Genomic DNA, 24,516 nt, shown 5'->3' on the forward strand with positions numbered 1-24,516 from the left:
TTATCCTCCCACCGCCTGATTTTTCTTTAATCCAGCCTTCCACAACCACCCTATCGCCAAAATGAGAACAACAGTCCAAATAAAAGACCCGATAAATCCAACTAGGAGAGTTTGCGAATCGGCTGATTCCGTTAGAATTTCTAAAGGAAATCCAATCATATAGCGATATGGTAAATAGGTACTGATTTGTTTAACCACCGGCGGTAAGAGTGAAAAGGGTGCGATCCGCCCGGAAATAAATAGCGAAACCGTTTCGAACATGGCAAAAACCGCGGTCACTTTGGTCATCCAAAAACCCAAAATCCCGAACATAAAACTAAAAGCAAACCGGATAATCGCTCCGAGTAACAGCGCAATTAGGAATAGTCCCCATTGGCTTACGGTTAGATGCAGCTGCAGAGTAGGAATAAAGAAAGACAGGATAATCCAGCAAGGAATAAGAACCACTAAAAATAAACCTTTATAAACGATATTTTCAGCAATCGCCCAATGAATGGGATGAAAAGGTCGAACAATTTGATAAGAGAACGAGCCCTCCCGTATCTGACGGTCCATCTCCCAAACATCCCAAGCACTCGTCAACCGCTCGACCACAATCAATGACGTAAAATACAAAATAAAAGAATCTCCTTGGTCGGGATAAATATTCATCCAGACCATCATCGTTATCAATGGCTGAACCATCGTCCCAAACATCCAGACCAGCGTAGAAAGCTGATAAGAAAACATCTCGACATATTTCATCCGTAAAATCGCTCGATATTTAGTGATCATGGGATTCCTCCTGGAAAGCTAACGAAATCACTTCCTCCATCGGCGGATCTTGTATATTGAGGTCATTAATTTCAAAATTAGCCAGCAGTTCAGATGAGACAATCGGTACACGCTCCCGTGCGACTCGAAGTGTCAATTTCCCATCCTCAAATGAAACCACTTCACCGAAGGACTCCCATCGACCGAGTGAGCCAGAAGGAAGACGAACCTCTAACAATTTATAAGGAGTTAACTTTTTAGTTAAAACTTGTAACCCTCCGTCGTAAAGAAGCTTCCCGTGATTAATGATCAAGACCCGATCACAAAGTGCGGTAACATCGCCCATATAATGAGAGGTTAGCAGAATCGTGGTTTTGTGTTCACGATTATATTTGGCAATGAATTGACGTACTTTTTCTTGCGTATCCACGTCCAAACCAATCGTCGGTTCATCTAAAAAAAGAACCGACGGCCGATGTAATAACGACACCGCTAATTCACACTTCATCCGCTGACCAAGACTTAGGTTTCGGACGGGTTTTCCAAGCAACGGAGCCAATTCTAGTAATTCAACTAGTTCATCTAAAGTTTGACGATACACGTTTTCCTCAATTTCATAGACGCTTTTATTCACGAGAAAGGTCTCCATCGGTGGGATATCCCAAATTAATTGACTCTTTTGCCCCATGACCAGACTCATCATTTTTTTAAATTCATTCTTCTGTTCTTGTGGTTTAAAACCGTTCACTTCAATATTTCCTGATGTAGGATGCAGCAAACCAGCTAACATCTTTATTGTGGTCGTTTTCCCGGCACCGTTAGGTCCTAAGAATCCCACAATTTCACCTGTATGAATAGTAAAAGAAACGTCCTTTACAGCATGAACGGCTTGGTACTCCCGTTTGAACAAACTACGTAATGCTTCTGACCAGCCCTCCTGCCTGACATGGACACGAAAAGACTTATTTAAATTTTGCACTTGAATAGACATAGTTCCTCCAACGATGAAAATAGTAAACTTACTCTATAAGTATAGTTTTTCAAAATATAGAAGTACAAGTATAAAAACATCTGTTAGTCTTACTACTTATTGGTAATGATGGATCTAACATTGATATATTTATGACATTTGCCCTAATCATAATGACACGATAATTGGCCTACCTTTTTAAGAGGCAAAATAAAAAGGGCATGACCAGGAACAATATCGTGGTCATGCCTACCTTCTACTTGAATTTATTTAATAATCAAAACAGGACAATGCGATAACTGAGAAACCTTTTGACTAACACTTCCGAGCATTAAGCCTTTAATTTTCCCCAGACCTCTACTGCCCATGAACATTGATTTTTTTAAAATAATCCTACCATGTGAAGACCATGGCGAATACCATCTTCTTCAACAGATTTTGTTACGTATTTTGCTGCAGACTTTACTATTTCTTCTGCATTCCCCATCGCTACACTATTTCGAACGGTTGAGAGCATTTCCATATCATTGAGCCCATCCCCAAAGGCATAGTGCCGTTCTGGTGGAATACCTAAACTTTCAACGATCTTTTTAATACCTTGTGCTTTTGATCCTCCCCTTGGGAGTACATCAACTGAAACTGGATGCCATCTTACAAAATCAAAATCGTGAAACTGCTGCTCATATTGTTTTTCTTCCCCTTCTGGACAAAAAAGAAGCGTTTGAAACAGCTCGCGACCTTTGTAATAATGCGGATCATGCGAAGGAAAACGCCCTGTTTTTAACGTCGCAATACTTTCATTAATATAACTATGTTCTGGTACATTAGCTTTCATATCCTCATGGTCCATAAAAACGACGGGATGATCGTTATGAAGTGCAACTTCTGTTAACTTTTCCAGAGACATTACGTTTAATGGATTTGTATATAATACTTCACCTTTTAAGACAACGTACTGCCCGTTATAACTAACAAAAGTGTTAATATCTAATTCTTTTCGCAGTTCCTCGAACATAAAAGGGGCTCGTCCAGTCGCAATGGCTACTTCATGACCAAGGTCTTTTAATTTAAAAATAGATTCTTTCGATGAGAGAGGCAATTTTTTATCATGGTTAAGCAACGTTCCATCAATATCAAAAAAAATAATACTTTGATTCGTCATTTTTGTTTCCAACTTTCGAGATTTAATCTAGTTTCCTTTTATAATTTATATTTTACTGTTGGGTTTATAGGAAAGTTTACCCGAAAATATAAAAAAATAACTATCTCACCATATTACTTGCTTTTTGCTCCATAAGAAAGCCTCCTTCGCTAATTGTGATTCTCACTAGCAAAAAAAGCTATAAATCCTTAAATGAAATCATTAATAGACAGCACTAGGTGAGCTCCTTTTAGGTAGTATGAACAGGGTGCAAATTAAGATACATCAAAGGTATATTTTCTCGGTATTTCTTAGGTGTGCATAAAGTTTTCTTCACAAAATTGCGGTTAAATGAACGAATGTTTTCATAACCACAAAGATAAGCAATTTCAGTTATATTTTTTTCTGTCGTTCTTAGTAGATGACAGGCATAGCTAATCCTAGTTCCATTTAAAAAATCGGCAAAAGACGTTTTAACACTTGCATTAAAATATTTCGATAAATAATTATAACTATACCCAAGGGTAACAGCGATACTGTGTAACGAAATAGCCTCCGTAAAGTGATCTTGTATATAGGTTAGCAAGGTATGGAGCAACTCTGAGTCATTTTTTTCCGCTTTAATTAAAGTGGTTTGTGCCATTAGTTCTGATAATAATAAATAGAGACTGCCCTTCTGTGCTAGTAGATTTGAGTCATCTTTAAAGAGGGTCCTAGAAATAATTGTGTTTGCCTCGGAAGATAGACTGAAAATGGGATTTTCAAGGGAATGATTTTCGATCATCCTTTGAAACGTCGGAATATAATCCGGAGAAAAGATACATATTTTAGCTCTAGCTTGTGATTTTGTAACGATTGAATGAACCTCATTCGGTAATATTAATAAGTATTGTCCAGTATGTAAATGACAACTTCTTAGTTCAATGATAACCTCCATTTCTCCCTCAACGACAAATATTAATTCATAACAACGATGGAGATGACTTGGAAAGTTTAAATTGATAACATCAAAGTTTGAAATCAGATCAAAATGGTGGGGTTCATATAGTAACATTAAGATTGACCCTCTCGAAAGGTTAAATTTTGTCTATGATTATATAAGTTTTATCTTGTTGTATCAAACGTAAAAGTGTTACATTTACAAATATTATAGCATTTTTCATAGTCTTGGTATCAGATTCTCAGAGTTACACTTGTGGACTCCCTCTTATTCTCGTTTTTGGAGTGTCCACACCTATTCTTAAAATATCAGATAAAAAAGGAGATAAGCTATGGAAAAACTTAGAATTGGCATGGTCGGCTATAAATTTATGGGCAAGGCACACAGCCATGCATACCGGGACCTTCCCCTTTTCTTCCCGGACACTGTTCATCCTGAAATGAAGGTCATTTGCGGCCGTGATGAAAAGGCTGTCGCTGCTGCTGCTAAGCAATTTGGCTGGGAGGAATATTCAACAGACTGGAAGAGTCTCTTAGAAAGAGATGATATTGATTTAATTGACATCAATGCACCGAGTGATGTACATAAAGAAATCACGATTGCTGCAGCACAGGCAGGCAAGCATGTTTTTTGCGAAAAACCGTTAGCGCTTACATTAAAGGATTCTAGAGAAATGCTTGAGGTTGTTGAGGCTGCTGGGGTTAAACATATGGTTGGATTTAATTACCGCTTTGCCCCTGCTGTTATGCTGGCTAAAAAACTGCTTGATGAAGGTAAATTAGGTAAAATCTATCATTTCCGCGCCTGGTTCCTACAGGATTGGCTCATTGATCCCAACTTCCCGCTAGCTTGGAGACTTCAAAAGGAAATTGCAGGATCAGGTTCTCATGGTGACCTCGGGGCTCATCTGATCGACTTGGCCCACTACCTAATTGGTGATATGACAGAAGTGATTGGCATGAATGATACCTTTATTAAAGAACGGCCAATTCCAGCTCAGATGACCGGCTTATCGGCAAAAGGCAGCGATAGTGGTGAAAAAGGCGAAGTGACGGTTGATGATGCTACCCTTTTCTTGGCTCGTTTTGCAAACGGAGCTCTAGGAAGCTTTGAAGCAACACGCTTTGCTGCAGGACATCGCTGTACGAATTCATTTGAAATCAACGGCAGTAAAGGCAGCGTCATCTTCGACTTTGAGCGCATGAATGAACTGCAGGTTTACTTCACGGATGACAGAGATGATGTACAAGGCTTCCGCCGCGTATTAGCCACTGACCCTTCTCACGCTTTTTCAGAGGCATGGTGGCCGCCAGGACATACAATCGGCTATGAGCATACGTTTATTCACGAAGTAGTGGAACTCATGGAGTCTTTCCGCGAGGATCGCGAGCCGGTTCCCAACTTCCGTGATGGCGTAAAGTGCCAAGAAGTTTTGGAAGCGGTTGATTTATCGATTGAGAAACGCCAATGGATTCGAATTTCTGACGTTTAATATAAACCTATAAAGGAGTGCTTTTACCATGAAGAAAAATGCATTGATCGTGTGGGGCGGATGGGATGGACATCAGCCTGAACAGGTTGCAGACATTTTTAAAGGAATCCTGGAAGAAGAAAATTTCCACGTCGAGGTATCCAATTCGCTTGACACTTATGCGGACAAGGAAAAGTTGAAATCAGTGGATTTAATCATTCCCCACTGGACAATGGGTGAAATTGAAAGAAAGTATGTACTCAATATCTCTGAAGCAGTCGCAGCTGGTGTCGGTTTAGCGGGCTGCCACGGTGGGATGTGTGACTCTTTCCGTAACAATGTCGACTGGCAATTTATCACGGGCGGAAATTGGGTTGCTCATCCAGGTAATGATGGTGTGGAATACACCGTAAATATCAAGCATTCCTCCAGTCCACTACTAGAAGGAATCTCTGATTTCAAAGTCGCTAGTGAGCAATATTACCTTCACTATGATCCAGCTGTGGAAGTGTTAGCTACTACCCGCTTCCCTGTGTTTCATGGACCGCATTCTGCCAATAAGGCAGTGGATATGCCTGTTGTATGGACCAAACGCTGGGGACTTGGAAATGTGTTCTATAGTTCATTAGGTCATCAGGCAAATATCGTTGCGATGCCGGAGGTTTCCCTGATTATGCGCAGAGGATTTTTATGGGCTGCTGAGGGAAAGAAACGGGCTGAACAATTCGTAGATTCTATTTATGGAAATGTACGTACCTATACTGGTATGGGAGACAGCCAATAAGAAATTCAAAAACTAGGAGGAGCTATTTTGAAAAAACTAAAAGTTGGCATCATCGGCTGTGGAAATATTAGTTCGATTTATATGGAAAACTGTCCGAAGTTCCCTCACCTTGAACTGGTTGCCTGTGCGGACTTAGATGTACAGCGGGCCCAATCTCAAGCTGAAAAATACGGTGTTCCGACCTCTTGTTCCGTTGAAGAACTACTGTCTGACCCAGAGATCGAACTAGTGATCAATTTAACCATTCCAAAAGCACATGCCTCTGTTTGCATCCAGGCACTTGAAGCAGGAAAGCATGTTTATACGGAAAAACCACTGGCTGTTACACGTGAGGAAGGCAGACAAATTTTAGAAACAGCCAAAAAGCACGGTCTCCTTGTTGGCAGTGCACCCGACACCTTCTTAGGTGCTGGTATTCAAACGGCCATCCATTTGATTGAACAAGGTGAAATTGGTGTGCCAATCGGTGCATCTTCCTTTATGATTTGCCGCGGGCACGAACATTGGCATCCAGACCCTGCCTTCTATTATGATTTGGGCGGCGGACCAATGTTTGATATGGGACCATACTATTTAACAGCTTTGGTGGCCCTGCTAGGACCAATTAAACGAATCTCTGGCTTCACTCGGATCAGTTATCCTGAAAGAACAGTGCTAAGCCAACCAAAAGCGGGTACAAAAATCGAAGTAAGTATTCCCACTCATATTTCAGGTGTAATTGACTTTGCATCAGGGGTAATTGGAAACATTACTACCAGTTTTGATGCGTTCGGCGGTACATCCCTTCCACCAATCGAAATTTATGGAAGTGAAGGAACTATACTTGTTCCAGATCCAAACACCTTCGGTGGGCCTGTTAAAGTTAGAAAACGTGACGAAAATGAATTTACTGAGGTCCCACTTGCTTACGGACACGCCCAAAACAGTCGAGGGCTTGGTGTGGCCGATATGGCCCAAGCCATCCTCGAAGGTGGTCAATATCGAGCCAATAGTGACTTAGCATATCATGTTTTAGAAGCAATGCATGGGTTCCATGATTCCTCAGATAGTGGTAAACACTATATAATGGAAAGTACATGTGAGCGTCCTGAATCCGTATCTTTTGAATTACAGAAGTAAATTTGATTTTAATCCTATATTTGTATCCTTTCCAATCTTTATAATCGATTCACAAGGGCTGCCTCTTTTTTGAGGCAAGCCCTTTTTTGTTGCATTTATTTTAATCATCACTTCTTAACCACCTTATTGAGAATAATTCCCGATTGTATGTTTCTAGTTATCTTAACAGATAATATGGGAGGTATTATTATATAGGAGGTGAGTAGAGTGAAAACAAAGGATGATTTTCTAGAAGGCGCGAAAGTAACACAGGATAATCAAATCTATGGAACACCTAATAGTAAGAGTAAAAATGGAACTGGTGATTCACCAAATGATAATGTAGGGAAGAAAACTTCTGATCGTAACCGCTAAACTAGCAGCCGGCTAATGACCGGAAAGCTTGATAAACTAAGGGCTCGGGCTGTAATCCAGCCGACTGAAATATGAACTGCACTCCTCATTGTTAAACACATTCAAACAATGAGGAGTGCAGTTTTTTTGATTTTTATTCCAATTATTTTGTCATAACGTTTATCAGTTTGGCTTAAAATGATAGTAAATCCATTTTGTCCAGCTTCGTAGTCGTTTTTGAGTTACGGCGTGTAATGATTATGTAAGTTTAATTTTAAATCACTTTCAAATTTCTAGATTAAATATGATAAGATAAAACCAATAAGTGAACAAGGGTGGGCAAAGAAAGATGCGAAGTCTAATAGGCAGGGCTGACATCAATAAATACATGAACCAATTAATAGATATAGTAGAAACCATGGGAGGAACTGTCCGTTTTTCACACGAAAACCGGGTGAGCTTTAAGCCGGATTTAACGGTAACGGTCCCGCCAATAGCAGAGCAAGAAAACCTCTATGCTCTAGCACATGAGACGGGGCACCTCATCGACTACATCGAGGGAAACTTAGACTACGACCAGTGGATTTCGAACCGTCCCTATCGTATTAACGCCGAAATGAAGGCATGGGTCAATGCGTATCATCTTCTGAAACAGATAGACGCGCCCTTAGACGAGTGGGAGCTTCATGTACAAAAAAAATTGTTTACGTATTTTGAATTTGAAGAGGTATCATGAGTGAAAAAGACACCAGTTCCCTAGTCATTTCTTTAACAATGGATAATTCAATCTTAGGACCGGGTGTATGCTTGGTTCTTTTTATTGAGGTTGGTCCATATATATGAAATTGAATGACTCCGGAAAGTATGGTGAAAATAAATGAGATCATCCTTAATGCTGCTAGTAGATTTTGTACTGTTTTTTATTTTCCCTTTGGCATTTTGGGAGCTGTCTCGGGATATTATAGGAGACTATCCTGCCATGATTCTCTCCACGCTGCCTGGAATTCTTTATAGCTTGTACCGATTCAATGATACTGGAAAGCTTAATTATACGGGAATATGTGTCATCCTTAATTTAACTGCAGGCCTATTGGTGGATATTCTATCTGGGTCTGCTTTGCAGCTTTTATGGAATAATGTTTTTTACTCAGCCTCCTTATTATTAATATATTCTGTAAGCATGGCAGCGAGGAAGCCTCTTTATTTATACTTTACATTGGATCTAATGGCGTTAAGGGGGTATGACAGAAAGACAACAAAAGCGTTGCTTTTTGAAAAGAAAACATACAAGCTTTTTCAATTAATAACGTTAATATACTGTGTGAATGAACTAATTTATATTGTGTGTTTATCCAGATGGATCCTGAAATACGGAGTAGAGGCATACCGCTTTGATATTTTATTAGACAAGTCCCTTAACATCATATTGTCGGGTGCGTCGCTGGCTGTCTTCTTCTTTATCCATCAGGCAGTAAACGAAATAACGCCGGTTAAAAAAATAGCCATTACGAAGCCAAGAAGAAAATTAGTTTCTCTTTCATCTTACTGGACCTCCTTTCATCTTGAACGGACTTACTTTTATTTTAGTATTCATAAGCGGTAGTGGGAGTATGTTAATTTTTAATTAACGTTTTGATTATGAATTGGACCGTGATTACTCACCTTTTAGGACTCTCATTTACCATTTTCCACTTGGCGTTAACATTTGCAGGTGGTGTTTGAGCACAGTAATATGACTAGGCGTTTTAGTATACACTTCTCCGTCCATATCTGCATCCATGTCCTCTTCCGTATAAATGGTGATTGATTTTCCGGAGTAATGGTCCATTTCCTCGCTTAATTGATTAGTCTGAATCGTAATATCAGTCGTAAAAAGTTCTTTCAACAACGTTAAGTTTGTATGTTTGATAATAAAGACATCTGCGAGTCCATCATGATAACTAATCGCTTTAAAAGGCAGCCTATTGGTTCCTATGTAATTCCCATTGGCTGTAATGATTAATAACCCCTCTCCTTCGATTCTTTCCCCATCTATATCTATTATATATTTAAATTGATCCATATTTTTCATAGTCCTGATGGCACTGAGGAAATAACCAGCTTTACCAAAATGGTCCTTTTCCGTTGGTCTAATATTATTAGAAGTTTCTGCGATTAAACCTGTCCCCCAAAAGTTTAAACAGTATTGTTCATCCACTTTTAGAACATCCACTGGTATGCTTTCACCTGAGATAATTTGGTCTGCCGCTATGGCGATATCCTGTTCAATCAGTAAGGTTCTTGAAAAATCATTACACGTACCAGCAGGCAATATACCAATCATTGGGCGTTGCTCCAGATTTGATAGTCCGTTAATACATTCATGAACGGTACCATCTCCGCCAAGGATAATGACTAAATCAACATCCGGTCCATGCAGCTGACAAAGCTCCTTTGCATGGCCGCTTCTTTGCGTTTGGACAATTATTAAATTTGAAATACTGGATGAAAGAATCGGGACAGAAACACCCAGTGCCTGTTTCATATCCTTTTGTCCGGCATTTCCATTATAAATTAATAGTGCCCGTTCGAAACGCATATAAACCACTTCCTCTTTAGTATCTTTTTACTTATATACCCATTTCTATCACTTATTCCACCAATCTAGAATGCTTAGAAAAGTATCATTAAAAATCGTTTATTTAACTACCAATAGGGTAAGCAATAGACAAAAGAAAGAGGAGTGATTGGATGGAAATTAAAAAGAACAGCGAAAGTTACAAAACAAATAAAATGGATCATCCAGAACAATATGAAACAACTAACGAAAGCTTATTTGATAAATTTGAAAGTGAAAGAACGGTAGATCCCATCCCGATGGAAGACCTAAATGAAGAAAAACAGGAGGAAAAACACAAGCGTGATAGCAAAAATACATCATCTAGTGAAAAAAAATATGGTGGTGTGTAATCTCATTTGAAAAATGAAGCATTTAACTAATATATATATATAAAAAGCGGTCCCGCTAATTGTTTTTTCTTAGAAAGGGGTCATGTTTCTGTTTTCATTAATCGGGTAAATGTAAGGTATAAGAGAATTTATAATGGGAGGTAAACCAATGGCAAATAAAGCAGATAACCATTTTGACCGTGACCAATATTTTAAAGAGCGCGCCGGAACCGATGATGCAAGGTTCCATGTCGTTCCACATGACGAGGAAGGCTGGGCCGTGAAGATTGAGGGCAAAGAGGAGCCAGCCTGCACCACTCATTCAAAAAGTGAGGCTGTAAAAGAAGCCAAACGGATGGCAGAGGAAGCTAATACGATGGTCTACATTCATGATGATGACGGTAAAATTGAACAACAACTTAATTACATGGAATCATAAAATGCCCCGGGAAGTGAGCCTTCCCGGGCATTTTAATGTATAAAAAAATTCCCATCCATCTTTCACAGTTAAACAGATCAATCAACGGATCAGGACCTTAAGTTTGAAGAAAAAAGACGCTAAAACCGGCCTGTTTTAATGATGGAATAAATAATCCATAAAAACATTAAGAAGGCAATAACAAAGCCAACTTCGACTGCGTGTATGCTGGTTAGAATGGTGTTGGTTCCGAAAGTAGCACCTACTATTAAGCCCAATACGACAATACTAAAGGCAAGTAGGGTTAAACTAAACGAGAATTTGTTGCTTAAGCGATCTATCTTTGCAAAGATATCTTCCAACTCATGGACACTAATTTTCACCTTTAAGTCACCTTCTGAAGTCTTCTGAAGAACATCCTCGAGTTGTCCAGGAATTTTTGTAATGCTTTCCGTCATGTCCTCTGCCTCGTTCAGAAGTCTTTTTCCCAATTTGACAGGATTATACCGTTCCACTAAAAGCTGTTGACCATATGGCTTGGCCAGTTCAAGCAGGTTCAAAGAAGGATCTATATCCTTAATAATTCCTTCCAACGTTATTAACGTTTTCCCCAGCATCATGAAATCTGTTGGGATATAAATCTGATGATTATGTGCACTCGAAAAAAGTTCATTGATGGTCAAACCAAAATTCAATTCACCTAAAGGGGTATGGCTGAATTTTTTTCTGATTCTGTCAATGTCATCGTAAAATTGCTTATCATCAACCGATGAGGGGACATAGGTCAGCCTGTACATCGCCTTCACGATCAAATCGGTATCCTCGTTCATAAGACCGATCATCAATGTGGTCACATCATATCTCTTTCTCGAGGATAACCTGCCTATCTGGCCTAAATCTATAAACCCGAGCTGCTTGGTATCAGGAATGTAAAGGATGTTACCGGGATGCGGGTCTCCGTGAAAAAATCCTTCCCTTAAAATTTGGGTAATAAACGAATCTATCAACAAATCCGCAATCTGTCTTTTTTCCTGCTGACTTAGGTCAAGCTGCTGTATCTCGGTAATTTTTATTCCATCTATCCGTTCCATGGTAAGTATTTCGGCTGTGGTGTAATCCCAATAAATTTCAGGGACTTTTATGCCATTATTGGTTTCAAATTGAAGCTGAATCGTTTCGGTATTCCTGCCTTCCTCCATGTAATCCAGTTCATTCTTGATCGATTCTGCCAGCTCATCCATCAAATCAGTTATATGGTAATGTTCGGCCCAATCGTAGTAGTTTTCCATCATCTTCGATATATCCTTTAATATTCCAAGGTCGGCATAAACCGTTTCTTTTATTTTAGGCCGCTGTACCTTTACCATTACCTTCTGGCCGGACGGCAGAACCGCTTCGTGGACTTGGCCGATAGAAGCAGATCCAACCGGTGTTTCCTGAAAGGAATTGAATACGTCCTCCACCGTCCGTCCAAATTCGAGCTGAATTTTCTCCTTAATCTCCTTAATTGATACCTGATTTACATTGTCCTGAAGAAGTTCCAATTCAGAAATTACTTCTACAGGAAACAGGTCACTCCTAATACTAAGGAGCTGGCCTAACTTAATAAAAGTCGGGCCAAGCTCCTCTAATAAATGGCGTAAGCGGTGCCCCATTTCCTGCGAATTTCCTTGTTTAAAATCTGTAATGAGCCGGTCTTTCATGGTAAGGGTATCGGTTAAACCAATCTCTTGGACTATGTAACCAAACCCATGTTTAACCAACAAGGAAACAATTTCTCTATATCGATTCAAACGTCTAATTCCATTTGTCCCCATCCTGCCACCTATTTCTGTTCTTCGTTTGTCGTATTATTTTTCAATTGGACGATTTCTTGTTGAAGCAGTAATAGTTGGGACTGAATGTTATCGATTTCCTCACGGCCCACGAAACCCAAGTCCTTTAGTTGGGACTGTACCATTTCGCGGTATTGTTGATTCCAGCTCCCACTTTTTTCTTCACCGCGCTTCAAAAAATCACTGAATAATGAATTTGCCTCTGTTTGGCTTACCATCCCTTTTTCGATCATACTCTTCATCAGATCATCCAGTTTTTCTTTGCCATACAAAGCAGCCCCAAGCCCTAATAGGAATCCATTTTTAAATAGGTCTTTCATTCATCTATTCCTCCTTAAATTTAATTATTACTATTCCATACCCTTAATTAGAGGAGCTATATCAAAAAAAGTACGAAAATCAGAGGTTACAAGAATACTAGACTTGGAAAATTATAAGTTGGATATAAACTGACCGTTGTAGCGAATCTTAGATTATAAACCAAATAGCTATTTTTTTGTTTAACGAATTTGAAAATCCATATTATACTACTATACAAGGAGTGATTAAGTATGATAAATCGAGTAAAAGATAAATTGGAAACAGCTCTAGAAGATTGGGAATTAATGAAGATTGCCTCAGAGGATGAAAGCGAAGAATGTGCAGAAAGGTTTGAGCGGCATTTTTATGAGTTTATTGACGAATTAAAGGATTGGTATCAGCATTTAAAACAACCTCCCTCTACGATTGAGGAAGCAGAAAATCTTATAGAAATTAAGGAACTAATGGAACGATTACCTGCACCGCTTGAACTTAACTTTATTACAGAATTAGAGCTCATTATAGAAGGAGAAGATCAAGTTCGTTATGATTAAAATCTACCCCCTGGGACATAGATCAACCTTCCAAAAATATAGCTTAAATAAAAAATAAACCTATACAATACAAAACCTTCCAATCGTCAAAATTAGGAAGGTTATTTGGGATGCTTACCCTAGAAGTACATTTATTCTTTGTTTTTGGAATGTGATTCAATTGAATTAATTTTTTGTAGAAGCACTTTTACAAATATACCAATTAATATATATAACGGGACAGAGTATATATGATTCCATTTAATTATTTTGTATATCCCAAGCCATTGAAAGATATTTTCTCCTATATATGAAGCAAAAAATGCATAGGCTATAGTTGCTAATATGTACTTCTTCCACGTAGGAAATCTCTGATAAATCATCGAGTAAATAAAGGGCACAATAGATAAATCAGCAGGGGCAAACTCATCTCTTTCTAAGGGCGTTAAGGTATATGGATATATCCAAAAACCTAGAGATGTACCAATTTGATCCAAAATAAAGGCAATCCCTGCTGTAATCAGCCCAACCAGACCTATTTCTTTTAAACGTGTTTTATCGACAAATCGCCACCATAAAAACAATAGAAAAATAACTAATAAAATCTCAAACCACCACTGATATGTAAAAATCACTTCTTGAGTCCAGTAATCGAACCACAGCTTTCGGAGGTAGACATAGGTCTTTTCTATTTTTAGAAAACTATCCATTTCTCTCCTCCTCTTTTAATTTTAAACATTGATCGGTAAATATTTCCCTCGTATCCATAAAAATCATTTTTTAATATTCCTCTCAACAAATCTTATTATTCCGACTTCATCTTCCATACACCATTTTATAGAAATAATTGTAAGGTAATTTGAAGGTAAAAAGTAATTTGATTTGTAAGGGTACACTGGCTCTTGTACCCCTACATTTTTATACACAAATTAATAGCCATCTTAGATGACGTTTTCAAAGTTAGCGAAAGGCAACGGAACCCGTTCCAATTTTAGCGAACCTTTTTTACATAACTAGGACTACTAACCATTTTTGATTAAAAGTTGTGGTAATGTTTCTAAAACTATTATTAATTTGTTACCGCACTAGGATGATCATCCTTTACCAAATCAAGACAGGCTGCTCTTGCATTAACTTCAACTTGCTCAACACTTTTACAGCCAGGTATGACACATGTAACTGCAGGGTGCTGCAAGCACCAGGCCAAAGCCCATTCTGCCATATTAACTCCTTCTGGAACTTCATTTTGTTGAATTTGTTCAACTAGACGTAACTTTTCATCCATTTCTTCTCGCTCTCGTCTTTTCCTTACATTATCATTAAACACTGCACCAGGTTTATATTTCCCACTTAAGAAACCACTAGCTAGAGGAACTCGCGCTAAAACACCCAAATCCTGTTCCAAACAGGAAGGAAATACTTGCTCCTCAGGGATTTGATCGATTCGATTATACACAACTTGAATTGCCTTCGCTCCAACTTTAGTGGCATTTGACGTCTGATAAATATTATTATTACTGCCAATTGAAATACCAAGGTTTCGTATTTTTCCAGCTTGTACTTGTTTATCCAGCATCGTCCATAAACCATCATTATTAAAATCTTCATCTGATCCGGAATGGAATTGATAAAGATCAATATAATCTGTTTTTAAAGCCTTTAAAGATTCTTCTAATTGTACGCGAACATCGTCAACACTCCATGCATGACCCCATTTTTCGTGCCAGCTATGGCCAAATTTAGAAGCAATAACCCAATCTTCACGGCAGTCTCGAGTTAGAAAATTCCCTATGAAACTTTCAGACATATGATGTGGACCATAACATTCAGCCGTATCAATCAAATTTATTCCTAACTCTTTTGCTCGTGATAATATGGCATCGACTTCATTTTGATTGAAGTCCCTCCCCCAATCACCCCCAAATTGCCAAGTACCAATACCCACAACCGAAACATTTAAATCCGTTTTTCCTAAACGTCTATACCTCACCTATACCACCTCAATTTTCCTTTTTATTTTTATTGATTTTCTAGTTCATAAATTAGTTCTTCAAAAAGTTGTTGATTCCTTTTTTTACTTCAAGCAATGAAAGATTTTAAAGAATTATGTACAGATAACTTCTTCTCATAAGAACGCCCCCACCAAGGACAGATTTGTTTGCTTTCTTTTATGCTGCTTATGGAGGGGACGATTTTATTTCACTTTCACTTATTCCTTCAATCTATTTTTTCTTATTTTTTTGGTTGTTTTTTTTAGAATTATTATTATTCTTGTTATTGCTATTCTTTGAGGATGTGGAGTTTTGTTTATTGTTGTTTGATTTTTTTGCCATAATCATCACCTCTATTTATTTTGAATGGATAGTACTTGTTGCTTATTATAAATTATTCATAATCAGTAAATAGGACATCAAAAAAAGCGGCGATGAGCCGCCTTTTTTCTGAAGAATCGAGATGGTAAAAATAACAGCTTTTTGTATTGTAAAAAGGTTATAAGGGCGATACTAGAAGCGGAGAAAAAAAGGTATACATCCCAAAAAGCCAAAAAAGCATCTATGTCTGAAAGAGAGGAAGGTTTGATTCAGGAAAGGAAAAATATCGTAGGGGAGAATGGACAATGACCAAATCAGAGGTAGTCAATTTATTAATACTTATTGAATCGGTTTATTCCAACTTCGTATTCAAGGACGAAACGGTTCTGCAATGGTTCCAATTCTGTTCCGAAATGGATTATGAGAAAGTGCTGGCGAAATTGAAAAACCACATCAGAAAAAGTCCTTATCCTCCAGCGATTGCTGACATTGCGGTATTCCCCTTTGAAGAAAATCATTTTCCCGCAACATTACAGGAATGGATAAAGGAAGGACGGGAGAGAATTGAAAGAGTACACAACCCAAACAAACGAATTCGATTACCCGGATGGCTTGGCGAATATTCATCAAGAAAATCCATTTGAAAAGGGGTAACCTTTTATCAGGTTGGACGGTTGTTAGTTTTTTCTGATAGAGGTAAAGTAAAGAAACTCTCCATAGAAGAGTTTCTTACTTACCACCATTTTTAGAGCTGGTTCATTTTACATGGGCTGCTTCAGTTCCCTGATAAATTCGGAAGGCTGGAACAATCGTGTCAGAAACAATTTCTTTTCCTTTTTCGCGAATGAAATCCAATTTATAATAGGCATCAAATCTTTGACTGATTTCCGTTTTCACCAATTCAGGCGGAGTGACGACGATAAATTGGAACTTCAGTTTTTCGGCAACAGAGAAGATCGGGTCGAGGACATGTGCTGACGCAGCTTGTCCAAACGGATTATCACAGACTAAAGGAACCCAGCTTTGATCTGATTCGTTTTTAACGGATAATAACATCATCATCATTACCATTCGGGCTGATAGTTTTTGTCCGCCACTGCCATCGGATTTCGTCTTTGAACCTTGATTGATTGTCTGCCAGGTTGAATAATGTTCTCTTTGCGGTTTCCCATACATAAAGGCATTATCTGTCCGCATATTATAGACAAGCAGCTCAGGATATCGATTTCGTAGTGAAACAAACAAAATTTGCTCATCACTAATGAGTTGTTTGATTTCTTGGTCTACTGCTTGGTTATGGTGATCTATCGTATCAAATTGTTTGGTAATTTTGTTAATAGCAGCTACAAAATGCTGCTTCAGCAACGGCTCGATATCTTCCGGCTTTTTAGGTAAGATGTCTTCCTTTAGCTGGACAAGCGGAAAAGATCCACGTTCATTTTTCAGTTTCATTTTTACAATCATGGAACGAATGGCCTCTGAAATGCTCATTACCTTCATACTGGCGCGGCTGGCCCAGAAGTTTTGAGCTTTTTCTGCCCTTTCTTTGTCACGTTCTAGTTGTTCTAATCCACTTTGTGAAAAACGCTTCATATTTTTTACGACGCTTTGAATATGCGAATAATGCCTCGTATCCATATGGTCTAATGTAGTTATTACCTCATTTTTGAAACGAATCTCCCAATCCTTTCCTTCAATTGTCAGCTTTAAATTACGCAAGGATTGTTCGATTTTCGCGTGCCTCTCTTGGCCTTCCTCCTGAATTGCTTGATGGTCTTCACACCAGGATAAGATACAGGCTTTCCCTTGACTCTTAACTTTTTCAATATCCGTCTCCGTAAAAGCTGCTGCTTCCTCCTTAAGAATCACAGATAATGTTAACAAATCCCCTTCATAGCTAACAATGTTCGCTGCTGTTTCTTTTCGGCGTTTTTCAGCCTGCTTCACTTCTTCTATGGTTTGTTTCGTTTGGTCTTTTATTTCTACTCCCTTTACTTCTAAGTCAAGCTCTTCCCATTCTTCAGGCTGTTTATCATGTTTTGCCACTTTCTTTCCTGACTTGTCACGTTGAACCGTCGCATGTTGTAATGACGTTTCTGCTACCGTTACAGCCGTTCCTTGATCGCGTTCTTCCTTTTCCGCTGTCTTCGCTTCCTTCTGTGCTATTTGAAGCATATTTTCTAATATACTCACAGGTTCCTCTGGTACTGGAACTTCCTTCCACTCCTTATTATGAGTAACTATTTTTTTCTCTAATTTCTTTTGCTGCTTTTGTTCTGTTTCCTTTTTTGCTTGAATAATCAGTAATTCTCTAGCCTGTTCCTCTTTTGATTTTTGGAGCTGTTTTAACTCCATGATGCTTCCATTCATCTCGTCTAATAAATGCGATGATAAACGCGGGACCTCTTCACACGGCTCAGCTTTTTGATTAGCGGGAAAAACGGCTTCTTCAATAAAAGAGGCAATTTCCTTTATATTTTGTTCGGTCGTAACCTTCCATTCTAAATAGGTTTGATTCCATTTGGTTTGCAGTTCAACTATATTTTGGTGCTCTATTCCAATTTCTTGCTGCCTTAATCCTAAGACTTCCATTTGTTTCTCTTTCTCTATCTTCACACGTTTGTTTTCTTGATAGAGAGACTTTTCACGCTCAAATTCCTCAATAGATTCTACATCTCTTGTAAGCTTATCAATCTTCACCTTTGTAGTCTCCAACTGTTCTTTTAGTTGAAGCTGTAATTCTTTTTCTTTTTGCTCTTTAGTGGTGATTTCCTGTAATTTTGTTCTCTTAGACAGAAGGGCATTCTGTTCCTGATTGAAAACTTTCTCTAGATCAACAGAAAGCTCACCTGATAAAAATCGATCAATTTCTTTTAAAATATGACGTAAGGAGGATTCTGTTTTATTTATTTCAATAAGTGTATCTTTCTTGTCTTCTATTTGTTTAGCAATCGTTATTTTCCAGTTGGTAAATTGATTTTTATCCGTTAATAGCTCTTTCTCTGTTCCGTTAATCATCACAAAGGATGGTTGGTGTTTTTCACCTTTCATTTCCTCACGCATGAAAATCGGAACAGGGCTCTTATACATTCTTCCTGAAAGAACCTGCTGATTAATTTTTTGCCACTGCTGTCCGCTTACAACTAAACCATATGGAAGGAGCGGATAGATGAGTAGGGAGTTAAGGATTTCTTCCCTACTTAACGATTGGAGAAATTGAGTTCCATAAAACACATCAATTCCAGTTTTTTCATCAATCCAGTGCTTTAATTCTTTGACATCGTTATTGGGAATCCAGAAGTGCTCATCATTTAAGGAATGGTCTAGTTGTATCTCCCAAAGGTCTTTTTTAATTTGTTCACCTTGTTCTTTATTATTGCCTAGTAAATCTTCAATCTGTAAGGCATATTTTGAAAGAAGCGCATGAGTTAATGGTGCAGTCACATCATCTAATAACCCATGAAGCCGATCTATTAGGTTTACTTCTTTTTGCTTTTGCTCTTCGTTTGCGGCCTTAAGCTCTTCACATTTTTCCTCTGAAAACTGAATCGATTGGACGAGCGTACCATGTGAGGTAGCTAGTTGATTTTGCCGTTCACTAGATTCTAGATCTTTTGCATGCAGTTCTTCTAACATGATCTTTTTGTTTTCAATTTGTTTAGATAGACTGAGGGTAAATCCTTTTAAGTCATAGGTTAAGCGGTCGCCAAATTCTCCGATGAGCTCTTCTTCCTTAGACTCAAAGGTATGCATTTGACTATAGAGATAATCAATTTCAGTGCTAAGCTGAGCAATCTCTTTTGTCTTTTGTTTATCCTGCTGCGCCAGCTGATTTCCTTTTTTTGTTAAGAACTTTTGATACCCCGCATACTGCTTGGCAGCGTCTTGGATGGATTGAAAAGAATCCTCCCATTGCTTTCCAGCTTCTTTTTTGATTTCGTCCATTTTTTGATTCACTTGCTCTAATCCACTATTTTGTTCTAATGTCGCTAACTGCTGTGTGAGCAAGCGAATCGTTTGTTCATTTTCACTCCACTCTTTCAATAATAGTAGAAAGGCCAGCTGTTCTTTTCGTTCCTGTTTATCTTTAACGATTTCTTGTAAGGAAGTATGCTTATTCCGTTCTTCTGCTAATTTCTTCTCCCAATCTAGTACCTCTCTGTGTGCTTTTGCATATTCTAAATTGTCTTTTTGATAGCGTAAATCCGCTTTTCTCATGATTAATTTTTCGATGTGCTTCTCTAAAGTAACCAGTGTTTCTTCTTCCGATTGCTTCAGGTGTTGTAAAGCACCGAGCAGTTGTCTGCCCACTTTAACACTTTCATGAACAATTTCTTTATGCTCTACTCCTCTAGCCAGGTTCTCTTCAAAAGGAACAATATCTTCTAAAAATTCCTTATGGGCTTGCTCTCTTTTTAAGAGTACAGGCAGGTCCTTGGCAATACTGGCCTGACTCTTGAAAATCTCAACTAGATCGTCTTTTTGATGTTCGGTTCGATGTAAGACCTGACTAACCGTAGGAATGATTCGTTTTTGGAACAATGAATGATCATCCTCGGCTCCTTCAAAGAATTTCCCAACACCGCCTTCATCCTTGTTAATGTCCTTCATAATATCCCAGTCTTTACGGTTAATTCCGTATGTATCCAGAATTCGATAGTGCTTCTTCGTATCTCGGTAAACGTCATATCCATTCCATTTTAAATAGTCCTTCAAGCTTTCAGTTTCAGCAACCTCATTATTTTCAAACAGTGGAATATGCTCAAGTGATACCTCTTCTTTTCGTTCAAATTCTCTTGTATAAAAGGTGATATTAGGGAGGATCTTAGCTTCCTGCTCTAACGTTTTGCTTTCATTGCCACTTTCTTCACTCATCGAAATCCGCTGTTCGGCTGAGAACATTCCTCCCGTTACCAAATGCCTGTGGTCGGCACCGTCCAATTCCCATTGAATAAGAACATGAAAGGTGTAGGGAACAAATTGCTCTTTATTATTAAAAAAGAACTGCTGATAATAACGGTTGTTTTGTTTTCCCCATGAAGTTCCAGGTTTAAGAATTTGAAAGATGGTTTGAAGGAATACACCCTTGCCACCGCCATTCATCATCGCAATGAGACCATTTGTTGATGTCTCCTCATTATGGAAGTTAAAAATGGTATCTTTATATTGCTTTTGCATGCCATCATACTTCAGGCCAACAATTCTAATTCGATGGATTTTCGGCATGCTCTTCCTCCTCTGCAGTCATTAATTTTTTAAATAATTCATACCGGTCATAGTCGTGATATAGGTATTCAATTCGCTCGAAAAGCTCTTGTTTTGGAATCGCCTTTGGAATATCATCTCGATCAAGAATGACGATCAGCCCCTCAGTCTCTAATAAGCGCATAGCACTAGCGATTAATCCGATTCTGGTTCGTCGATTGGCTTTTTTAAGCCCATAATCATCCGTGTCAACCTCCATGTATTTCCAAGCTGTCACAACTTCCTTCATATCAATTCGTTCTTCTTCTCCGAAGGCAGGTTTAGCTTTAAGAATGCTTTCCCAATTGGTGATGAGATCGTTGACAAGACGCTCTAATGCGTAGAAGCTTATTCCTTCCCGCTTTGTTCGGATTTTGGCAGCCTGATTCCGGTCAATCGTGGCTAAAAAAGCCATAATGACAATACTAATAAGGTGAAAGTGTTTTTTCGATTCGACTTGCTTATGCTTCTCTTTCATATGTGTAAAATTGGTTGCAAAGACAGAGCCGGTTGGCTGGACAACTAAATGGATTCTTTTAGGCGATTCAATAATATATGTACCTGATTCGTCTGCTAATAAAAGCACGGTCTGTCTCACTTCCGGATCAAAATACGTTTGGAAGTGTTCACTATTTTCGTCGATTACTCTATCCTTTAATAAGGAAAAATAGACAGCTGATGCTTTTTTGATTGATTCTGCATTCATCCTTGGTCCTCCTGTACGCATATCTTAAAAGGGGTAATTTTCATTTGATACCAGAGGAAAGGCTCCGCTCGATGATCAAACATGGTAAAGATTTTCAAGCCTTCAAACACCTGAAATTGTGGATATTCCTTCATTAGTTTATATAGAAGGATTTCCCGTTCGTCACTTAAAGTTTCTTCCTTCCGATGCAGCACTTGAACCTTCAGCGGCTTTTTATCAAACATCATCCATAAATCAATGGTTTCAGATTCTTCAAACCATAAATCCTGCACCTCTAATGGCATGGCCTGCAAATCAGCTAATGAAAACTCACCGTATGTTTGTAAATGTTGAAAAACATAACTCCATGCCTTAATAACTGAGTCCCAGTTTGTCACTCGGAGTCGAGTAATGCTTTCCCCTGCCTCTTCTTCAATTACAGGTTCAGATAATTGTCTTTCATCAAATTCTTGTTCACCCCAAATCCAATCCAGCGGCAAAATAAAATCATTTTTTGGTGAAAATAAGGGAGAAAGCACACTTTCTACCGTCCCGAAACTTTTAATCCCTTCCTTCATTAACCAATTTTCATAAAGATGTTCTCGAAAGGAAACCAAGCTTGTTTCCCAAAACAAGGAAGGGTTTTCCGCTTTTAATTTCATCTCATAAGAGATATTTTGAATGACAAGCTTGGCAAAACGATCATGCAATTGCCTGGTATGACCAATTTTTTCTTGAAGCAGAATCAATTCTTTCTGAATATAATCATCTTCTTCATTTCTTCGTTTTGTTTTTTCAATCATGCTAGTAATGGTACGGAAGTGATTTTTTTCTTCCTCAAATTGCTTTTCAATTTCAACACGATTGTCGGCCCTTTGCCATTCTTCTTCCATTAATAAGATTTTGGGGTTGTTAATCATTTCTTTTTGAAAAGTGAATTCTTTTGCCATTAAGCGGTTTACTCGTGAAATGAGGTGATCGAGGTTTCGAGTAGCTTTTCTAAAATTACCATTTTTAATTAGCTGCATACTATAGAGCTGTTCTATTGTAATGGAGAATTCCTCCGCCATTTCCCTGCTCATAAAAATCATTTCTTGAGAGACATCCGTGAGTTTATAAACAATCGATCCGCCTATCTCTAAATTCGTATATAATTCATCCATCGTGACATATCGGAAGACCTGAGTTTCCCATGATTGTCTTATTTCATCGTAATACAAAGCTTCAAATGGTTTACTATACTCTTCTTTCCCCTGATATAAAAGCCCACTGGTAATCCGTTCAATTTGCTTATCGTCCGCTAAAAGCTTCATTTGCTTAATCGAATCTTCTACCATATACCTGATATCTGATTTGCGTCTTTGATCATCATCATTTAGTTCTCGATAAAAGATTGTCAGGAGCACTTGCATGAGAATCGTTTGGATATGTGGCTTCAACTCTCCTACTTCCATTCCCCTGCCAAGCTCAAACAGTGGATTTAATCGTTGCAAACGCTTGCCGAATCCTTCCCATGATTCGTTCACATCCATCTCCTCCATGTTTCAATTGTTAAAACCTCCTGTGGAATCCGCTTATTTTCCTGCCATAATTGACCTAACAACGCTTGTTCTTCTTCAGTAAACCATTGAAAAAATAAATCACGGTATTGGTGGTTTTGGTTTTGGGTTTGGCCCATTTTCTGGTCATTCCTTTGTTCTAGACATTCGAGCATTTTTCGATAAATTTTTAAGGCAGGCTGAATACAGCAATCTGGGTATTTTTCTATAAGCCGAATGAGAATCCCATATCCTGCGGCATCAAGATCTCCTGCGTAGTAAAAATAATAGGATTTTGGCGGAAACATTCGAAAGAAAAAAGAGAAGCTCCGTTCAATTTTGGTCCCTTCACCATAAATAATGAGTTCTGGTTCATAATCTAGAATATTTGCTTCCAATAATTTAATGGAAGTATGAAAGAAAGATAGATTTTCTACGATTAGGACTCTCTGAATATCTTTTATTTCTTTCCCCTGTTTCATCCAAAATACAAAAGGCTCCCCATAATTCACCATTTTCAGTTGGTCTTCTGTTAGTCCAATTCTAGCCAAAAATCCTTTCCCATCAGGAAAACTATCACTATCATATAAGAATTTTTCATGGCCAAAGAGCTCCAGGCTTCTTTCTTCTAATGATACGATTTCCCGTTCCTGACCGGACTTTAGAAACGTATATACATTCTGGATTCGATTCCATTCATCTTTTGTTTGCCATTCGGGATGCCGTTCATAATAGGAAAAATCAAACTGATCACTTAATTTCATCATCTCGAGGCGATCCCATTTAGAGGCCTGAACTTTTATATTTACCCAGTAATATAACGGAAGAGCTGGTAATCTACCATTATATTGATTATTTTGAACAGGAATAAGTTGGCCTTCTGCTTGCAATGTTTCTATGGCACGATAAAACAACGAATAACCGTCCATTTCAAAATAATCATTCAATAGCTTGCGCAACTGAATTTCTAAATCGTTAATATTTATTTTCTTCTTTTGTTTAGGGTGTTGAATATCTCCAATAAAACCTCTCACCCTTGTTTCAATGACATCGATTGTCCTCACCTACTTAAATCTTAAATCTTCTTAATGTCATAAATAGATTTCCATACCTATTTTGGCCATCCTTATATTATAAACTAGTTGCTTTATGGTTGGTAAATGAAATTTTTTTAACATAATATATAGATAAAAAAGAACAGGGACCGTCCCC

General features: G+C 38.3%; 24 protein-coding genes and 1 pseudogene. 10 read left to right on the forward strand and 15 right to left on the reverse strand.

Annotated features, from left to right (window positions below):
• The 5 genes and pseudogenes from ACZ9EE_RS05850 to ACZ9EE_RS05870 all read right to left on the reverse strand — a co-directional run bounded on the left by ACZ9EE_RS05850 (window position 1) and on the right by ACZ9EE_RS05870 (window position 3,918).
• On the reverse strand, window positions 1-774 hold the full coding sequence (locus ACZ9EE_RS05850; RefSeq protein ID WP_476025723.1) for an ABC-2 family transporter protein: 774 nt from the start codon (window positions 772-774) through the stop codon (window positions 1-3).
• Complete coding sequence (locus ACZ9EE_RS05855) at window positions 764-1,744, reverse strand: ABC transporter ATP-binding protein (RefSeq protein ID WP_476025724.1); 981 nt, start codon at window positions 1,742-1,744, stop codon at window positions 764-766. Before ACZ9EE_RS05855 ends, ACZ9EE_RS05850 begins: the two co-directional genes overlap by 11 nt.
• Before the next feature lie 245 nt (window positions 1,745-1,989).
• Window positions 1,990-2,091 (reverse strand): annotated as a pseudogene (locus tag ACZ9EE_RS05860) (universal stress protein); the annotation flags it as partial.
• A gap of 14 nt (window positions 2,092-2,105) precedes the next feature.
• Window positions 2,106-2,885 (reverse strand): Cof-type HAD-IIB family hydrolase, encoded by a 780-nt coding sequence (locus ACZ9EE_RS05865; protein WP_476032868.1) that lies wholly within the window; start codon window positions 2,883-2,885, stop codon window positions 2,106-2,108.
• Window positions 2,886-3,114: 229 nt separating this feature from the next.
• Complete coding sequence (locus ACZ9EE_RS05870; RefSeq protein WP_476025725.1) at window positions 3,115-3,918, reverse strand: helix-turn-helix domain-containing protein; 804 nt, start codon at window positions 3,916-3,918, stop codon at window positions 3,115-3,117.
• A gap of 217 nt (window positions 3,919-4,135) precedes the next feature.
• Between ACZ9EE_RS05870 and ACZ9EE_RS05875 the strand changes: the two genes are divergently transcribed.
• From ACZ9EE_RS05875 to ACZ9EE_RS05885, 3 genes are read left to right on the forward strand one after another with little or no spacing between them, the layout of a single operon-like run.
• A complete protein-coding gene (locus ACZ9EE_RS05875; RefSeq protein ID WP_476025726.1) occupies window positions 4,136-5,296 on the forward strand; it encodes a Gfo/Idh/MocA family protein in 1,161 nt (386 codons plus the stop codon).
• Window positions 5,297-5,324: 28 nt separating this feature from the next.
• A complete protein-coding gene (locus tag ACZ9EE_RS05880) occupies window positions 5,325-6,059 on the forward strand; it encodes a ThuA domain-containing protein (protein WP_476025727.1) in 735 nt (244 codons plus the stop codon).
• 27 nt (window positions 6,060-6,086) lie between these two features.
• A complete protein-coding gene (locus tag ACZ9EE_RS05885) occupies window positions 6,087-7,178 on the forward strand; it encodes a Gfo/Idh/MocA family protein (protein WP_476025728.1) in 1,092 nt (363 codons plus the stop codon).
• Here the strand turns inward: ACZ9EE_RS05885 and ACZ9EE_RS05890 are convergent.
• Window positions 7,167-7,289 carry a hypothetical protein gene (locus tag ACZ9EE_RS05890; protein ID WP_476025729.1) on the reverse strand — a complete coding sequence of 41 codons (123 nt, stop codon included), beginning with the start codon at window positions 7,287-7,289 and terminating at the stop codon, window positions 7,167-7,169. The two genes, ACZ9EE_RS05885 and ACZ9EE_RS05890, sit on opposite strands and share 12 nt — an antisense overlap.
• A gap of 96 nt (window positions 7,290-7,385) precedes the next feature.
• Here ACZ9EE_RS05890 and ACZ9EE_RS05895 point away from each other — a divergent pair, with 96 nt between their 5' ends.
• The 3 genes from ACZ9EE_RS05895 (at window position 7,386) to ACZ9EE_RS05905 (ending at window position 9,114) form a co-directional block, all read left to right on the forward strand.
• Complete coding sequence (locus ACZ9EE_RS05895) at window positions 7,386-7,532, forward strand: hypothetical protein (protein WP_476025730.1); 147 nt, start codon at window positions 7,386-7,388, stop codon at window positions 7,530-7,532.
• Between the two features lie 328 nt (window positions 7,533-7,860).
• Entirely contained in the window at window positions 7,861-8,247 is a 387-nt protein-coding gene (locus ACZ9EE_RS05900) for a hypothetical protein (protein ID WP_476025731.1), read from the forward strand.
• 141 nt (window positions 8,248-8,388) lie between these two features.
• Window positions 8,389-9,114 (forward strand): VC0807 family protein, encoded by a 726-nt coding sequence (locus ACZ9EE_RS05905; RefSeq protein ID WP_476025732.1) that lies wholly within the window; start codon window positions 8,389-8,391, stop codon window positions 9,112-9,114.
• A gap of 75 nt (window positions 9,115-9,189) precedes the next feature.
• Here the strand turns inward: ACZ9EE_RS05905 and ACZ9EE_RS05910 are convergent, their stop codons facing one another.
• Complete coding sequence (locus ACZ9EE_RS05910) at window positions 9,190-10,089, reverse strand: diacylglycerol/lipid kinase family protein (protein WP_476025733.1); 900 nt, start codon at window positions 10,087-10,089, stop codon at window positions 9,190-9,192.
• A 152-nt stretch (window positions 10,090-10,241) separates the two neighbouring features.
• On the opposite strand from ACZ9EE_RS05910, the gene ACZ9EE_RS05915 reads away from it, so the two are divergent.
• Entirely contained in the window at window positions 10,242-10,460 is a 219-nt protein-coding gene (locus ACZ9EE_RS05915; protein WP_476025734.1) for a hypothetical protein, read from the forward strand.
• A 148-nt stretch (window positions 10,461-10,608) separates the two neighbouring features.
• Window positions 10,609-10,878 carry a DUF2188 domain-containing protein gene (locus ACZ9EE_RS05920; protein ID WP_476025735.1) on the forward strand — a complete coding sequence of 90 codons (270 nt, stop codon included), beginning with the start codon at window positions 10,609-10,611 and terminating at the stop codon, window positions 10,876-10,878.
• Window positions 10,879-10,997: 119 nt separating this feature from the next.
• Here ACZ9EE_RS05920 and ACZ9EE_RS05925 read toward each other — a convergent pair whose 3' ends face one another.
• Both ACZ9EE_RS05925 and ACZ9EE_RS05930 read right to left on the reverse strand, forming a co-directional pair.
• Complete coding sequence (locus ACZ9EE_RS05925; RefSeq protein ID WP_476025736.1) at window positions 10,998-12,674, reverse strand: ABC1 kinase family protein; 1,677 nt, start codon at window positions 12,672-12,674, stop codon at window positions 10,998-11,000.
• Between the two features lie 8 nt (window positions 12,675-12,682).
• Entirely contained in the window at window positions 12,683-13,012 is a 330-nt protein-coding gene (locus ACZ9EE_RS05930; RefSeq protein ID WP_476025737.1) for a phasin family protein, read from the reverse strand.
• Between the two features lie 231 nt (window positions 13,013-13,243).
• Here ACZ9EE_RS05930 and ACZ9EE_RS05935 point away from each other — a divergent pair, with 231 nt between their 5' ends.
• On the forward strand, window positions 13,244-13,546 hold the full coding sequence (locus tag ACZ9EE_RS05935) for a hypothetical protein (protein ID WP_476025738.1): 303 nt from the start codon (window positions 13,244-13,246) through the stop codon (window positions 13,544-13,546).
• A gap of 131 nt (window positions 13,547-13,677) precedes the next feature.
• Here the strand turns inward: ACZ9EE_RS05935 and ACZ9EE_RS05940 are convergent, their stop codons facing one another.
• Window positions 13,678-14,235, reverse strand: a complete 558-nt coding sequence (locus ACZ9EE_RS05940) for a CBO0543 family protein (protein WP_476025739.1) — start codon at window positions 14,233-14,235, stop codon at window positions 13,678-13,680.
• A gap of 359 nt (window positions 14,236-14,594) precedes the next feature.
• Window positions 14,595-15,515 carry an aldo/keto reductase gene (locus ACZ9EE_RS05945; RefSeq protein WP_476025740.1) on the reverse strand — a complete coding sequence of 307 codons (921 nt, stop codon included), beginning with the start codon at window positions 15,513-15,515 and terminating at the stop codon, window positions 14,595-14,597.
• 627 nt (window positions 15,516-16,142) lie between these two features.
• Here ACZ9EE_RS05945 and ACZ9EE_RS05950 point away from each other — a divergent pair.
• Entirely contained in the window at window positions 16,143-16,481 is a 339-nt protein-coding gene (locus ACZ9EE_RS05950) for a hypothetical protein (protein ID WP_476025741.1), read from the forward strand.
• 112 nt (window positions 16,482-16,593) lie between these two features.
• Here ACZ9EE_RS05950 and ACZ9EE_RS05955 read toward each other — a convergent pair whose 3' ends face one another.
• From ACZ9EE_RS05955 to ACZ9EE_RS05970, 4 genes are read right to left on the reverse strand one after another with little or no spacing between them, the layout of a single operon-like run.
• Window positions 16,594-21,063: a coiled-coil domain-containing protein gene (locus ACZ9EE_RS05955; RefSeq protein WP_476025742.1), complete on the reverse strand. Its 4,470-nt coding sequence runs from the start codon at window positions 21,061-21,063 to the stop codon at window positions 16,594-16,596.
• On the reverse strand, window positions 21,041-21,787 hold the full coding sequence (locus ACZ9EE_RS05960; RefSeq protein WP_476025743.1) for a DUF6063 family protein: 747 nt from the start codon (window positions 21,785-21,787) through the stop codon (window positions 21,041-21,043). The genes ACZ9EE_RS05955 and ACZ9EE_RS05960 overlap by 23 nt, the downstream gene beginning before the upstream one ends.
• On the reverse strand, window positions 21,784-23,298 hold the full coding sequence (locus tag ACZ9EE_RS05965; protein ID WP_476025744.1) for a hypothetical protein: 1,515 nt from the start codon (window positions 23,296-23,298) through the stop codon (window positions 21,784-21,786). The genes ACZ9EE_RS05960 and ACZ9EE_RS05965 overlap by 4 nt, the downstream gene beginning before the upstream one ends.
• Complete coding sequence (locus ACZ9EE_RS05970) at window positions 23,289-24,368, reverse strand: Wadjet anti-phage system protein JetD domain-containing protein (protein WP_476025745.1); 1,080 nt, start codon at window positions 24,366-24,368, stop codon at window positions 23,289-23,291. Before ACZ9EE_RS05970 ends, ACZ9EE_RS05965 begins: the two co-directional genes overlap by 10 nt.
• Between the last annotated feature and the right edge of the window lie 148 nt (window positions 24,369-24,516).

Source organism: Bacillus sp. URHA0034 (assembly GCF_056280405.1).